This window comes from Pseudomonas sp. FME51 (assembly GCF_014897305.1).
The window spans coordinates 423,247-437,532 of sequence record NZ_JABUYN010000001.1; the positions used below are offsets into that span (position 1 = coordinate 423,247).

Consider the following 14,286-nt stretch of genomic DNA (forward strand, 5'->3'; position numbering starts at 1 on the left):
TTGAAATGCCTAGAGATAACTTATTTTATTTACAAGAGAAAAAGTTATTTGCTGTAATTTATAATAATTATCAGTCTGGTGTATACTAAATCTTATCTAATACATTTGTTGTACCCTAAAAATAAGGTCATCAATATGAAAAAGTTTCTCGCTATTCCTTTATTTTTACTTTTAGCTGGATGCAATGACGCAACGTCAACAGAAAATGCAAACACTGCAGCGGCTGCTGATACAACAAAAACACTTCTCGTCGATTCACAACTTTATGACTGTGTGGGTGTTGCTCCAATGAAATGCATGAAAGTGAAAGAACTCCCTTCTGGTGAATGGTCACTATTCTATCAAAACATTGAAGGTTTTGAGTATAAAGCAGGCACGGAATACACATTAAAAGTGAATGTGACAGATGTCCCTAATCCTCCGGCAGATGCACCAAGTGTAAAATATACGCTAGTCGAGATTGTAGATAAGAAATAGCCTCTCCTACTAACACTCACAATAAGCAATACACGCTATTGTGAGTGCCTTTTATTAAGATTATTTTGCTGATAACCTCTATTAAGTAAGTTTAATTAAATTTATGTTATTTTAATAATATGCTATTTATATGACTTTAATTTTATTAAGCATTTAAAATAAGCCTGCAAACTATTTTTAAGAGTAATTTCAAACAATTAATATTGAAATAAATGCTTAATTTACTAAAAATAGAGCTTCTTACCTCAACATAGAACCTCTATAATGAATAAATTAATTCTTATTTTAATTAGCTTCGCTTTATCTTATACCTCTACATCACATGCTTACAATAAAACGCATACTCTCTATGGGGGGTATATTTATGGGAAAATAAAAGGTGATACTGCAAAAGGACCGATTATTAGTTATCGTTATGAAACAGAAAATACTTGGGGACTATTAGTTTCCCTGCTCTATTTGAACTCAGATCATAAAGAGCCTTTTAATGATCCCCGTTTTACCCTTCCATCAATAATAAAATACAGAAATAAAACGACGGCTCTATTAGTCGGCCCGACTTATAGATTATCATCAAAAATTTCCATCTATGCCCAAATGGGCCCTAATAAATTGAAACATCAAGAAGATAAGTATCATCCTGAAATAAACACAACAGATACACATATTGTTAATACAACAAGCGTTATTGGTCATATTGGCATCGATTATAACCCACTAAAAGATGTTTCACTTAATTTTGGCTACCTTTACTCAGATACCACAGCAAACAAACGTCACATTGAGTTAAATAGCTTACAATTATCTCTGGGATATCGTTTTTAAATTTTATTTAAAAAATGTTGGTAATCAGTAATTTAATTTAACAATAGCAAAGAAATAAATAGAGAGCTCATATACAAAACTCTTCAACATTACAATAAATACATTAACTTTTATTGCCATTAAGTATTTACATCTATAAATAAAAGATACTGCAATATTTAACATCAAGCACATTGCACAATTAGTCAAAACAATACTGCAAAAATGTATTAACATAGTCCCTGCAATGTTTATTCCTTTTGAGTCTCCTTCTGTTTTTTATAACAGAGGGATTTTTTTTGTTATAAATATTTTATTAATCACTGTAACAGTTAGATACAATAAAAAGCGTGCAAAAAAAGGATTAAGAATATATTTTATATTCAGACAATAAATAATCTTGCTTTATTTTGCTACGCCCATTTTTAAAAGGGGTTCTTTTTTGTTTATGTCACCTACTTATTTTTCATTTCTTCATCTCAATTATTATTTATTAATAAGAATAAATGATAATTATTATTTTTTATTATCTATTAGATAAAAAACGCCCTAAATCGAACACTCAAATTAGGGCATTTTTCATTTTTATGATCCATTAGAGGATTATTTAAACTTTTTATTTAAACTCTTTATCTAAACTGAGATTTAATTCGTTAATCATACTGTTTAAATTAATGTTTTAAGATATAGAATGTATGACTATAAGCAACATCTTCAGGGTTCTCAATAGGGTAGCCTTTTAGCCACGGTTTTATTAATCGCCCATTTGTATATTGATAAATAGGTGCAATTGGCGCATCTTCAGCAATAATTTGCTCTGCTTTGTTGTAGAGGCTATTTCGTTCATTTTCATCAATTGCCATACCTGATAACATCAATATTTCATCATATTGCTTATTTTGGTATTTAGGAATATTACCCGTATGTTTAGAGCCTAACAAACTTAAAAAGGTCGATGGCTCGTTATAATCACCGACCCATGAAGCTCTAATCACATCAAAATCACCTGTATTTCTGCTGTCTATATACGTTTTCCATTCTTGATTTCGTAATTCAACTTTAACACCTAATTTTTTCTTCCACATGGAAGCGACTGCAATAGCAATTTTCTGATGATTTTCTGAATTATTATATAGCAATGATAATTTTAATGGGTTATGAGGACCATACCCTGCAGCTGCTAATAATATTTTTGCTTGGCTATCTAATTCATCCTGACTATATTCATCATAAATTGTCGGCTCTGGCGTGAAATTTGCCGTCACATCAGGCGTAAAACGGTTAGCTGATCTTTCACCTGTCCCTAATACCTTTTCAGTAATAATTTTTCTATCAATTGCCATCGCTAACGCTTTACGTACACGAATATCTTTTGTTGGCCCTGATTGAGTATTGAAAGCATAATAATAAGTACCTAATTGGTCGGGAATATAAACTTCATTAGGAATATCTTTCATTAATTTATGGTATAAATTTTTAGGAAACGACTCTGTTATATCAATATCGCCTGCTAGATAACGTTTAGTCGCATGTGACTCATGATTAATAGGAACAAAAGTAACTTTTGTTAACACTGTATTTTGATGATCCCAATAATAAGGATTAGGTGTTAATACAATTTTTTCATTAACCACTCTATCTTTTAAAATAAAGGCGCCATTACCGACTAGATTTCCAACGTTGATCCACTTTGCGCCATACTTTTCAACACTATGACGTGGTACAGGGTATAACGAAAAATTAGTCGTTAAACTTGGAAAGTAAGAAATGGGCCGATCTAACGTTACTTTTAACGTTTTTTCATCAATCGCTTCTACGCCTAATGCACTTGGCTTTAATTTTCCATCAATAATTTTTTGGGCATTTTCAATAGAAGCAAGTGATGCATACCACGCAAAAGGAGACAGATTTTTAGGATCAACTAACCTTTGCCAGCTATAGACAAAATCTGTAGCCGTGACTTTCTCTCCATTTGACCATTTGGCATTATCACGTAAAGTAAAGATCCACACACGGTTATCTTCTGTGCGCCAACGCTCAGCAACACCAGGAATAGGACGCCCGTGTTCATCCTCTATCGTCAATCCTTCAAATAAATCACGTTGTACCTGTGCCTCTGTTAATCCTACAGCATTAATAGGGTCAAGAGATGCGGGCTCATCTTTTAAATGTCGAACGACTTCCTGTTTATTATCGAGAATCGTTCCTGCTGGCACTACCGCCGCATTTACCTGCGGTAGGAGTAATCCTTGAACGACAAGTGCACATGATATGACGAATGTTTTGCGCATGTCTGTTTCGTCCTGTAGTCTGTATGAGAATGAACTGCACAATTATAAGAGCCTGATAAAAAGGCACAATCACTGATTACAAATATTTTATAAATTTTTATGTTTTTGGTGAGTACTATGCAAATAGTGACAAATTTTAATAATGGTTAAACATTAACAAGAATTTTCGTTAATAATTTAGTATTAATAATAGTAAGTCTGATAACTCATAGAGGAGAACAACAATGGCACATCAAGTTACTTTACAAGGAAATGCTGTAACACTGGCAGGCAAATTTCCAGCAGTAGGCCAAAAAGCAGCAGATTTTTCTTTGGTGGGTAAAGATCTTAATGATGTTTCTTTAGCAAACTTTGCGGGTAAACGTAAAGTTCTCAATATTTTTCCAAGTGTAGATACGGGTGTTTGTGCTGCAAGTGTTCGCCAATTTAATAAAGTAGCAAATGAATTAAACAACACCGTTGTTTTATGCATTTCAGCTGACTTACCTTTTGCTCAAGCTCGTTTTTGCGGTGCTGAAGGTTTAGATAATGTTGTCACATTATCAACAATGCGCGGTGCTGAATTTAAAGAGAATTATGGTGTTGCAATTACATCAGGCCCATTAGCTGGCTTAACAAGCCGTGCAGTTATTATTTTAGATGAAAATAATACGGTTATCTATACTCAGCTTGTTGATGAAATTACAACTGAACCTAATTATGATAATGCATTAAATACATTGAAATAATACGTTATATATAAAAATAGACGAGCGTTATGCTCGTCTATTTTTTATTCAGAAACCTTAAACCGTAATTTAGTTTTCAGTTTTTTCATTCTTTTTATTAGTGAGGTTATATTCTCTTAGTTTATTTGCAATTGCTGTATGAGAAATACCTAGGCGTTTTGCTAATTTACGCGTACTCGGATAATCACGATATAAACGTGCTAAAATCGAAGCTTCAAAACGCTTCGTCATTTCATCTAATGAGCCCTCTAATAAATCCTCATCAAATAAAACATCTGTGGTGTGTTCTGGTAAGGTAATATCTTGAACTCTTAGTGTATTTCCTACTACTTGAGACATCGCTTGATAAATAATATTACGTAATTGACGAACATTTCCAGGCCAAGAATATTGTGTTAAATAAGCAGAAAACTCAGTAGAAATCGATGGCATACCTATTTTTTGTTCTTGACAATATTGGTTAATAAAATGAGTTGCAAGTGGCATGATATCGTCTTTTCTCTCTCTTAAAGGCGGTAACGTCAACGTTAAGACATTTAATCGATAATAAAGATCTTCTCTAAATAATCCTTTCTGCACAAGCTCCCACAAATTTTTTTGTGTCGCACAAATAATACGTACATCAACTTTTACTTCATGTTCTTCACCGACTCGGCGAAATGTTCCATCATTTAGAAAACGTAATAACTTAATTTGCATTTGAGGCGACATTTCACCAATTTCATCAAGTAAAACTGTTCCCCCCGTTGCTTGTTCAAAAAAGCCAGTTTTACCTTCTATTGCATTAGGATAAGCACCTGCGGCATAACCAAATAATTCACTTTCAACAACATCATCGGGCAATGAGGCACAATTTAAGCCTAAAAATGGGTATCTTAAGCGATTGCTTAGAAGATGACAGGCCTTAGCAAGTAGGTCTTTTCCGGTTCCCGTATCACCAACAAGTAATAGTGGGTCATCCATAATGGCCATTTTACGAGCACGTTCAATCAACTGCTTCATTTTTGGTGTTACGGCAATGATTTGATCAAATCCACTTTGGTCATTCACCATTAACTTTGGATGATCATAAATTATTCCGCGATATTTCAATAATACAAAGGCCCCTACACAATGATTATACTGATTATCATCTGTTATTTTTATAGGCACTATTTCCATTTCAAAACTTTGTTTTTTTAACGTTATTGGAACCATTTGAATCAAATGTTCTTTTTGTTCCAAAAAACGATGAATATTAAAATTAGGAATGAGTTGATTAAATGTTTTTTCAGAATCATCGTCTGGAGCAAGCCCAAATAGGTGTCGAGTCGCTGGATTTAATAACTTAACCTTGCCTTTCGTATCAATAGAAAAGACAGGAACAGGTACGGATTCTAATAATGTCCAAATTGCTCGGTGTTCTTGTTCTGACGGCATAAAAGCCACGGTACGAACATCAATAACACCTTTGATTCTTCTTATTTCAGCCATAAGCGGTTGAAATATATTAAAATCTATTTGGGAAAAATTCAGGTAAATAAGACCTATTGGAAATATTTCGATTCCACGTAAATCGATATTTTTTAATACGAGCAGATCTAATAATTCTCGGGTTAACCCGATGCGATCTTCACAAGTGACCTCTAAACGCATTATAAACCTTCTTAATACTGAGTGACCCTGAACTAATTCTAGATATTATACATAAATATCAACGAAATAAAGTGCCTTGTCAGCAAAGGTTGACACCACTAGCATTTATTTTTACACAACTAAATTAAAATTTTGATTTTCAACCCACCATTTTTTATGCTTTAAAGAAACCAAATAACGAAAATGAAGCCTTTTTTATTATTTTTTTTAGCTCAAAATCAATAAGATATTCGATATCTTTTATTAAAGGGCTTATTTCTCGGCGGATCATTTTTTTGATAGTTTTACATCCATTTTCAAAACAAAAAAGCAGGTATTCTAATGCGTTTATCGCCTTCTCTTTTTTATCTTGTTCTGATAGATATTCAAAAAATTGCGACGTATCTTTAATTTGAAATGACTTAGACTGTTCTTGATGTTGTTTCTTTTTAATTTCGTCAATCGTTTCACTCAGAATAGGAATTAAAATACTTAGGTTATTATCAAGTACAATAACATTTAAAGCTGAGCTAATATAAATTCTACGTCTTTGTTTTGATAATTTTTTGATAACTGAAATAGGCATCTCTTTCATTATCTGGCCTCATTAATTATATTTTTACTTTTCTATTCTTGAAATCATAATGTAATACCAGAAGAAAAATCTGATATTACTTTTTTATAAAAATGTCATTTAATATGATACAGCATACTAATTTTTAAAAATCTTTCTTTCAAAAAATAATTTTCACCATCAAAAAATGAATAAAATACAATGAAATACAAAGAGCTATAGTAAATAACTCTTCGTGTTTTTAATATTATAGTTTTTTAAACAAGCTTTTTTTATCATTTTAAATAAAGCATTATAGCGAAAATTTATTTATTACAATAGTTTTCATTATGGAATATGAATATTTAGACTTATATTTTATCCGCATGGTCTTTTTATATAAATAATTCTTTTTTTCATAAAAAAAACACCCAAAATGAGTGTGCAAATTTCGGGTGTTTTTCAATAATCTGTATTCTTTATAAAGAAGAAAATAATAATAATGTTATATTTTACTCTTTTTTCTTACTACCTATCGTACTTTTTAATTTACCGATTAGTTCTTTCCTAAAATCACCCAGCTTAGGTTTGTTATCATCCATCCAAGGTAAAGGACGACATAACTCCATTGCTTTAATTCCCAAACGTGCTGTTAATAAGCCAGCACCGATACCTTGAGCCGCTCGTGTTGATAACCGAGCAGCAAGATCTTGAGAGAGCCAATCCATTCCTACTTCTCTCACTAATTCGGTAGCACCAGCAAATGCAATATTGACTAAAACCAGACGAAATAATTTTAAGCGGCTATAGTAACCCAGTTCTATGCCGTAAATTTCAGCAATACGATTAATTAAACGTATATTGCGCCAACCAATAAAGGCCATATCAACCATGGCAAGCGGGCTTACTGCGATCATTAAGGTAGATTCAGCCGCAGAGCGGCTAATTTCAGCTCTCGCCTGCTTATCTAAAATAGGTTGAACTAATTGGCTATAAAGCGTTAATACTTCGCTATCATTATGCGTATCATGCAGTGCACTTTGCCAACGAATTAATGCAGGATGTTGTGAATGAATACCCGCTTGCTTCGCCAATTTTTCACAAAAAAGCCGGCCATTTCCTATGCCGTGACTATAAAGTAGCTCTTTGGCTTTATCTCGTTCATCCGCACGTTGGCGTAAACGATAAATACGGCACCACTCTGTTATTATAGAGCCGATTCCAGCAACAACAATTAGCCCTCCTGCACTTGCTGCACCTAATGCAATCCAATCAGAGTTTATCCAAGATTCATAAATCCACTGCCCTGTTTGGGCAATAACACTAACCCCTAAAATTGTACTCGCAACTGTTAATAACCGTTTCCATACACTTTTTTTAGGCTTTAAAATAGACTGAACATCACCTTCTAATTGTCCTTCGTTTTCTGCCTCTAATTGTGGATCTATAGGTAGAAATTGTTCATTTTCCTGAAAGCCAATACCTTTTTTTAAGGTTACTTCTTCTTGAAGTATGGGCTCTTTAAAATCAATTCGTGATTTTAATGGCTCATTCATTTTAATTTATCCCCTAACAAAAATTCCATTGCACTATCCATGCGAATATGAGGAACCGCACTATCTCTTGATATTTGTTGTGGTCTAAAAGATTCAAAACTAAAACCTTGTTTCTGCCAAAACTCTTTTTCAGGTAATCGTTTAGGCACTTCACCTGGAAAATACACTAAAGGCTTGTTATCACTTAAACGGAATCCTTTTAATGCTGGAATTTTTTCACCTTGGTGATCAACAATACCGCTTTCTGTTGCTGCAATAGAGGCGAGTCCCATACAATCAATACTTATTCCTTCAAAAATAGCATTTTGTTTAGCATCTTGAATAAGTTGCTGAAGCAATGAAACTAAATTTTCATGTTGATCAATCGTAATATGATCAGCCTTAGTCGCTGCAAATAAAAGTTTATCAATACAAGGCGAAAATAAACGTCTTAGTAATGTTCTTTTACCATAATGAAAACTACGCATTAATTGTGTTAAGGCTTGTCGCATATCATTAAAAACATCTGCGCCTTGATTAAGAGGTTGCAAGCAATCCACTAAAACAATTTGTCTATCAAAGCCCTGAAAATGGTCACGATAAAAACCTTTTACCACATGCTGACCATAATATTCATAACGCTGCTTTAGCATACCGATATTCGTGCGTTTATCTGCACTCTTTAATTTAGTAATATCGTATTGTTGCAAATCTATCCATGGAAAAAACTGTAAAACAGGGGCACCAGCTAATTCACCTGGCAAAACAAAACGGCCCGGCTGAATAAAATGAAGCCCTTCTTTTTTACATGACAATAAATATTCAGTGTAAGCAGCTGCAATATCCGCTAATAATGTTTCATCAGCGGGTGCGAAAGGATCACATTTTTTAAGAAGTGATTGCCAATTTTGTTCTGGTGATGTTCTTTGGTGATTAACCTTATTTATTTGCTCTGACCATTCAAAATAGTCTTGTTCAAGCATTGGCAAATCTAATAACCACTCACCCGGGTAATCCACAATTTCTAAATAAAGTGATGATGTTTCTTTTATAAAACGGGTTAATGACTCACTAGAACGATAACGAAGCTGCAAACGAATTTCACTCACCCCTTTCGTAGGAACAGGCCAACTTGGTGGCGTGTGATAAAGTGATTCCATACCTTCATCATAAGTAAAACGGGGAATATTTAAATTATGTTGGGGAATACGTTTTACACCCAATAATTGCTTATTTCGTGCAGCAGAAAATAGCGGTAAACGAGCCCCTGTATGTACATTAATAAGTTGATTAACTAAAGAGGTAATAAATGCCGTTTTGCCACTTCGGCTTAATCCAGTTACGGCTAAGCGAAGATGTCTGTCAACACCACGATTAATAAAAGCTGTAAGTTCATTTTGTAGGCGTTTCATGTTTCTCCCAAGACACTTGACGCGATAGCTTATTTAAACCTGCTTTAATGACAGGCTCCGCTATCAATAGAACCAACCAACGTAACGGTTTGCGACTTACACATTTTAATATACCGCCAGTTATTGCCGCTGGCCCAAATAAAGTCAATAACATTAACCCAAATGTTAACCCTTTTTTGATAAATTGGGTGAGTTTATTTGTTTTTAAAGTGGCATCGAATTGATTGATATTCATAGCACCCTCCTTAATCAGGAATTTAACACTCTTACAAAAACTACGCTAAAAAAGAGAAAACAACTCAAAGAAAGACGCTCCTAAATCGGAGCGTCATATCAGATTAAATGGCTAAAATATTACAGATCTCGAAAGCGTTTATTTAACTGATAAGTAGAAGAAGTAATATAACGTTCCATTTGTTGTAAACGTTTTTCACCTTGTGTTAATTGACTATCAACGCCACTTAAAATTTCTTTTAAACTTTCTTGTTGCTCATCACCTTGCTGGTAATTAGCTGGCGCTGGTTCCATAAAGAAACTCAAAACAAGATAAGCAACAATTGTTAAGCCAAAAAATCCAGCAAAGAGCGCAATTACCGCAATAACCCTGACAAGTAAAACAGGAATATTAAAATAATGGGCAAGGCCTGCACATACACCACGGATCACGCCTTCTTGTGGCAAGCGATACAATTGTTTGCTTTGTACCGTCATTATGATTGCCTCCAGTTAGGATGTTCTGCATCAAGTATTTGTTCTAGCGTCTTAATGCGTTCCTGCATTTGCTGAGCCTTATCCACCAGCGCGCTCAGTCGCTGCATTTCTTGTTGGGTTAACTGAACATTCCCACCACTTTTCTGATTGCTGTAATGCAACCACAGCCAGATAGGGAGAACAAATAAAATAAAAATGGTCAGTGGTATTCCCAGAAATATATAGCCCATTACATATCCTTTATAAGATGGTTATTACGCTTGCTGTTACTCTTTGTTGATATTGATTTTAGCTTTTAATGCCGCTAATTGCGCGCTAATTTCATCATCAGCTTTTAATTCAGCAAACTGTTGGTCTAATGATTTCTCTTTACCTAACCCATAACTTTGAGCTTCACCTTCCATATGGTCAATACGTCGCTCAAATTGTTCAAAACGTGCCATTGCTGCATCCATCTTACCGCTGTCTAATTGACGACGAACTTGACGTGATGAATTTGCTGCTTGATGACGAACCACTAAAGATTGCTGTTTAGCACGTGTTTCTGTTAATTTATTTTCTAACTCGTTAATTTCACCTTTTAAGCGAGTTAACGTCTCATCAATAATAATCAACTCATGTTTTAATGTGTCATTAACTGATGCAATGCGTTGTTTTTCAATCAATGCTGCACGAGCTAAATCTTCTTTATCTTTAACTAACGCTAATTCAGCTTTATCTTGCCAATCCTTAATTTGTTTTTCCGCTTGTTCGATACGGCGTTCTAAACCTTTCTTTTCTGCTAAAGTGCGTGCAGAAGTGGTTCGAATCTCAACTAACATGTCTTCCATTTCTTGGATCATTAAGCGGATCATTTTTTCAGGATCTTCCGCTTTATCTAATAAAGAAGCGACGTTGGCATTAATAATGTCAGCAAAACGTGAAAATATACCCATGATGTTATCCTTAATAGCTATGCTAATTAGTAACGTTAAATTATTTCATTAAATGGCGCTATCAATGATAACGCTCGGCTTACTCTAGTTAATACAATTTACATGCCAACTTTGAAACTTCACTTAACTTATTAATAATAGATGATTTATTCTATTCGTCTATTTTCCACACATCTGATAAAGTGGTAAAAAATACCTTGCTATGGTGAATTTAACCAATGAATGAGAATTTAGAGACAATAATCGGTGTTGATAGTCAATTTATTGATGTATTAGAACAGACCTCTGCGCTTGCTCAATTAAAAAAGCCTGTCTTAATAATTGGTGAACGAGGCACGGGTAAAGAATTAATTGCACATCGGCTGCATTATCTCGCCCCTTGGTGGCAAGGGCCTTTTATTTCGATCAACTGTTCTGCACTTAATGACAACTTGCTTGATTCTGAGCTTTTTGGTCATGAAGCGGGTGCCTTTACTGGTGCTAAAAATCGCCATCAAGGTCGATTTGAACGTGCTGATGGTGGCTCTCTTTTTCTTGATGAATTAGCAACGGCTCCTATGCTGGTACAAGAGAAATTACTTCGTGTCATTGAATACGGTCATTTAGAGCGGGTGGGTGGTAGTCAATCACTGCATGTTGATGTTAGGCTTATCTGTGCAACAAATGCTGATTTACCGGCAATGGCTGAAGAAGGTAAATTTCGTGCCGATTTACTGGATAGATTAGCTTTTGATGTTATTCGGTTGCCCCCGCTAAGAGAGCGTCGGGCAGATATTATGTTACTTGCTGAAAATTTTGCTATTTCGATGTGTCAAGAATTGGGACTCCCCTTTTTTCCTGGCTTTAGTGATAATGCATGCCAAGTGCTTTTAGACTATGCATGGCCTGGTAATATTCGTGAACTAAAAAATGTTGTAGAACGTTCAGTTTATCGCCATGGCACCAGTGATAAAGTACTAGATAATATTATTATTAACCCTTTCGCTGGCCTTCAAACATCGATACCCCAACTCTCCCCATTAAAAAAATTCTCTAAAGAAACGATAATCTCTTCTTTTTCATTACCTGCTTTACCTCTCGATTTACGTCAGTGGCAAAATGAAATGGAAAAAAATCTAGTCAATAATGCCTTAAAAACGTGTTTATATAATCAAAAAGAGGCCGCCGAAAAATTAGCATTGAGTTATGATCAATTTAGAGGATTAATTAAAAAGCACCAAATAACAACATAATCGAATAATAATAAATAAATTTTTTATTATCTATGGATATAAAGAAGGGTAGGAAAAAATGATAGGCAAAAAAAAAGCCAGCACCCGAGCTGGCTAGTAAAAAAATACTGGAAGCAATGTGAGCAATGTCGTGCCCTCTGCGGAAAACCTCTTACCGCCGAAGGACAATACGGATGATAATCTTTATCATTAGCATTTGTAAAGCTTTTTATTGAGAATTTTTCTCACTTTGTTTTTTTGACTATTTGGGGATAGAAAGTTTTTTAAGTTACAATAGCAAAATCGTTTCTCTAAAAGACATTATTATGCGCCCTATTTTATTTATTGGTACTCTGCTACTCAGTATTGTAAGTACAGCTTGCATCGCAGAGATAGCACCGAAAATGCCAGAGCTCTCCGTAAAACAAGAGCCAACTCCAATTAATCAAAATGGCTTTGTTTATTGTGTTGATGGCAGTATAAATACGTTTAATCCACAGTTATCGAGCAGTGGATTAATTATTGATCCCCTCGCTGCACAACTTTATGATCGTCTTTTAGATGTTGACCCTTACACTTATCGTCTGATCCCTGAAATTGCAGCACGTTGGGAATCATTAGATAATGGGGCGACATACCGCTTTTATTTACGTAAAAATGTCTCTTTTCAGCAAACATCATGGTTTACACCGACACGAAAACTCACCGCAGATGATGTCATTTTTAGTTTTGAAAGGATGATTGACCCACAAAATACATACAATCAAATCAGTGGTGGAAAATACCCTTATTTTGACAGCCTAAGTTTTGCTAATAATATCCAATCAATAAAAAAACTTGGTCAATACACTGTGGAATTTAGCTTAAAAGAGCCTGACGCCTCTTTTTTATGGCATTTAGCGACGCATTACGCCCCTGTTCTCTCTGCTGAATACGCACAAAATTTAGAAAAAGTAGGCAATCAAACACAACTTGATTGGAAACCGGTAGGCACTGGGCCTTTCTTTTTAGATGAATATCAACCTGGGCAATTTGTTCGTTTATTTAGAAATGAAAATTACTGGAAAGGTCAACCTAAGATGCAACAAATTGTGATTGATATGGGTGCAGGTGGTACAGGCCGTATTTCTAAATTATTAACGGGTGAATGTGATGTTTTAGCCTATCCAGCAGCAAGTCAATTAAAAGTTTTACGTGATGATCCTCGACTAAGATTAACACTCCGTTCTGGTATGAATATCGCTTATTTAGCGTTTAACACCAGTAAACCACCGTTAAATGACCTTAAAGTACGTCAGGCCATTGCTTATGCGATTAATAATGAGCGGTTAATGGAGTCTATTTATTATGGAACAGCAGAAACAGCCGCATCAGTGCTTCCTCGCGCCTCTTGGGCATATGATAATCGTGCAAAAATTACAGAATATAATCCTGAAAAATCAAAACAGATCTTAAAAGAATTAGGTCTTGATGGCCTTAAATTGAATCTTTGGGTACCAAGTGCATCACAATCTTATAATCCAAGTCCATTAAAAATGGCAGAGCTCATTCAAGCTGACTTAGCCCAAGTGGGTATCCAAATGAATATTCGTCCTATTGAAGGCCGATATCAAGAGAAAAGCATGATGGATCGCACTCATGATATGACTTTGTCAGGTTGGTCAACTGACAGTAACGATCCGGATAGTTTCTTCCGCCCACTTTTTAGCTGTGCAGCCATTGGCTCACAAACTAATCTTAGCCATTGGTGTTTACCTAATTTTGATGAAATTCTGATGAAAGCGCTTTATAGCCAGCAACTTGCATCAAGAATGGATTATTATCATGAAGCACAAGACATTCTTGCCCAAGAATTACCTGTTTTACCTTTAGCGAACTCTTTACGTATGCAGGCATATCGTTATGATATTAAAGGATTGCTATTAAGCACCTTTGGTAATGCATCTTTTGCTGGTGTTTATCGAGAAGCAGAAGTAGATGAGCAAAATCACAAGAAAGAGGCTGTAAAATAATCC

Annotated in this window: 14 protein-coding genes; 5 read left to right on the plus strand and 9 right to left on the minus strand. The window is 34.7% G+C overall.

The window, feature by feature from the left end; translation table 11 throughout:
* Nucleotides 1-135 precede the first annotated feature (135 nt).
* Entirely contained in the window at nt 136-477 is a 342-nt protein-coding gene (locus INT39_RS01920; RefSeq protein WP_193014570.1) for a DUF4377 domain-containing protein, read from the plus strand.
* Between the two features lie 264 nt (nt 478-741).
* Entirely contained in the window at nt 742-1,302 is a 561-nt protein-coding gene (locus tag INT39_RS01925; protein WP_193014569.1) for an Ail/Lom family outer membrane beta-barrel protein, read from the plus strand.
* A 650-nt stretch (nt 1,303-1,952) separates the two neighbouring features.
* On the opposite strand, the gene INT39_RS01930 is transcribed toward INT39_RS01925, so the two are convergent.
* Nucleotides 1,953-3,572, minus strand: coding sequence for a peptide ABC transporter substrate-binding protein (locus INT39_RS01930; protein ID WP_193014568.1), 1,620 nt, complete (start codon nt 3,570-3,572; stop codon nt 1,953-1,955).
* 224 nt (nt 3,573-3,796) lie between these two features.
* On the opposite strand from INT39_RS01930, the gene tpx reads away from it, so the two are divergent.
* A complete protein-coding gene (tpx, locus tag INT39_RS01935) occupies nt 3,797-4,300 on the plus strand; it encodes a thiol peroxidase (protein ID WP_193014567.1) in 504 nt (167 codons plus the stop codon).
* A 69-nt stretch (nt 4,301-4,369) separates the two neighbouring features.
* Here tpx and tyrR read toward each other — a convergent pair whose 3' ends face one another.
* The 8 genes from tyrR to pspA all read right to left on the minus strand — a co-directional run bounded on the left by tyrR (nt 4,370) and on the right by pspA (nt 11,060).
* A complete protein-coding gene (gene tyrR, locus INT39_RS01940) occupies nt 4,370-5,935 on the minus strand; it encodes a transcriptional regulator TyrR (protein ID WP_193014566.1) in 1,566 nt (521 codons plus the stop codon).
* Between the two features lie 154 nt (nt 5,936-6,089).
* Nucleotides 6,090-6,509 (minus strand): hypothetical protein, encoded by a 420-nt coding sequence (locus INT39_RS01945; RefSeq protein WP_226893918.1) that lies wholly within the window; start codon nt 6,507-6,509, stop codon nt 6,090-6,092.
* Nucleotides 6,510-6,979: 470 nt separating this feature from the next.
* Nucleotides 6,980-8,023, minus strand: coding sequence for a YcjF family protein (locus INT39_RS01950; protein ID WP_193014565.1), 1,044 nt, complete (start codon nt 8,021-8,023; stop codon nt 6,980-6,982).
* On the minus strand, nt 8,020-9,414 hold the full coding sequence (locus INT39_RS01955; protein ID WP_193014564.1) for a YcjX family protein: 1,395 nt from the start codon (nt 9,412-9,414) through the stop codon (nt 8,020-8,022). Before INT39_RS01955 ends, INT39_RS01950 begins: the two co-directional genes overlap by 4 nt.
* Nucleotides 9,395-9,649: a phage shock protein PspD gene (gene pspD, locus INT39_RS01960; RefSeq protein WP_193014563.1), complete on the minus strand. Its 255-nt coding sequence runs from the start codon at nt 9,647-9,649 to the stop codon at nt 9,395-9,397. The genes INT39_RS01955 and pspD overlap by 20 nt, the downstream gene beginning before the upstream one ends.
* Nucleotides 9,650-9,768: 119 nt before the next feature.
* Complete coding sequence (gene pspC / locus INT39_RS01965; protein WP_193014562.1) at nt 9,769-10,125, minus strand: envelope stress response membrane protein PspC; 357 nt, start codon at nt 10,123-10,125, stop codon at nt 9,769-9,771.
* Nucleotides 10,125-10,355, minus strand: a complete 231-nt coding sequence (pspB, locus tag INT39_RS01970) for an envelope stress response membrane protein PspB (RefSeq protein ID WP_193014561.1) — start codon at nt 10,353-10,355, stop codon at nt 10,125-10,127. The genes pspC and pspB overlap by 1 nt, the downstream gene beginning before the upstream one ends.
* Before the next feature lie 36 nt (nt 10,356-10,391).
* Nucleotides 10,392-11,060, minus strand: a complete 669-nt coding sequence (pspA, locus tag INT39_RS01975) for a phage shock protein PspA (protein ID WP_193014560.1) — start codon at nt 11,058-11,060, stop codon at nt 10,392-10,394.
* 218 nt (nt 11,061-11,278) lie between these two features.
* Between pspA and pspF the strand changes: the two genes are divergently transcribed.
* Both pspF and sapA read left to right on the plus strand, forming a co-directional pair.
* Entirely contained in the window at nt 11,279-12,292 is a 1,014-nt protein-coding gene (gene pspF, locus INT39_RS01980) for a phage shock protein operon transcriptional activator (RefSeq protein ID WP_193014559.1), read from the plus strand.
* Between the two features lie 305 nt (nt 12,293-12,597).
* Nucleotides 12,598-14,283, plus strand: a complete 1,686-nt coding sequence (sapA, locus tag INT39_RS01985) for an ABC transporter substrate-binding protein SapA (protein WP_193014558.1) — start codon at nt 12,598-12,600, stop codon at nt 14,281-14,283.
* Nucleotides 14,284-14,286: the final 3 nt, after the last annotated feature.

What these genes read in the sequence shown, in the direction of transcription:
- pspC (WP_193014562.1), bottom strand. Translation starts at nt 10,125, where the DNA reads ATGACGGTACAAAGCAAACAATTGTATCGCTTGCCACAAGAAGGCGTG.
- tyrR (WP_193014566.1), bottom strand. Translation starts at nt 5,935, where the DNA reads ATGCGTTTAGAGGTCACTTGTGAAGATCGCATCGGGTTAACCCGAGAA.
- tpx (WP_193014567.1), top strand. Translation starts at nt 3,797, where the DNA reads ATGGCACATCAAGTTACTTTACAAGGAAATGCTGTAACACTGGCAGGC.
- INT39_RS01950 (WP_193014565.1), bottom strand. Translation starts at nt 8,023, where the DNA reads ATGAATGAGCCATTAAAATCACGAATTGATTTTAAAGAGCCCATACTT.
- pspA (WP_193014560.1), bottom strand. Translation starts at nt 11,060, where the DNA reads ATGGGTATATTTTCACGTTTTGCTGACATTATTAATGCCAACGTCGCT.
- INT39_RS01930 (WP_193014568.1), bottom strand. Translation starts at nt 3,572, where the DNA reads ATGCGCAAAACATTCGTCATATCATGTGCACTTGTCGTTCAAGGATTA.
- INT39_RS01945 (WP_226893918.1), bottom strand. Translation starts at nt 6,509, where the DNA reads ATGAAAGAGATGCCTATTTCAGTTATCAAAAAATTATCAAAACAAAGA.
- pspF (WP_193014559.1), top strand. Translation starts at nt 11,279, where the DNA reads ATGAATGAGAATTTAGAGACAATAATCGGTGTTGATAGTCAATTTATT.
- INT39_RS01955 (WP_193014564.1), bottom strand. Translation starts at nt 9,414, where the DNA reads ATGAAACGCCTACAAAATGAACTTACAGCTTTTATTAATCGTGGTGTT.
- INT39_RS01920 (WP_193014570.1), top strand. Translation starts at nt 136, where the DNA reads ATGAAAAAGTTTCTCGCTATTCCTTTATTTTTACTTTTAGCTGGATGC.
- INT39_RS01925 (WP_193014569.1), top strand. Translation starts at nt 742, where the DNA reads ATGAATAAATTAATTCTTATTTTAATTAGCTTCGCTTTATCTTATACC.
- sapA (WP_193014558.1), top strand. Translation starts at nt 12,598, where the DNA reads ATGCGCCCTATTTTATTTATTGGTACTCTGCTACTCAGTATTGTAAGT.
- pspD (WP_193014563.1), bottom strand. Translation starts at nt 9,649, where the DNA reads ATGAATATCAATCAATTCGATGCCACTTTAAAAACAAATAAACTCACC.
- pspB (WP_193014561.1), bottom strand. Translation starts at nt 10,355, where the DNA reads ATGGGCTATATATTTCTGGGAATACCACTGACCATTTTTATTTTATTT.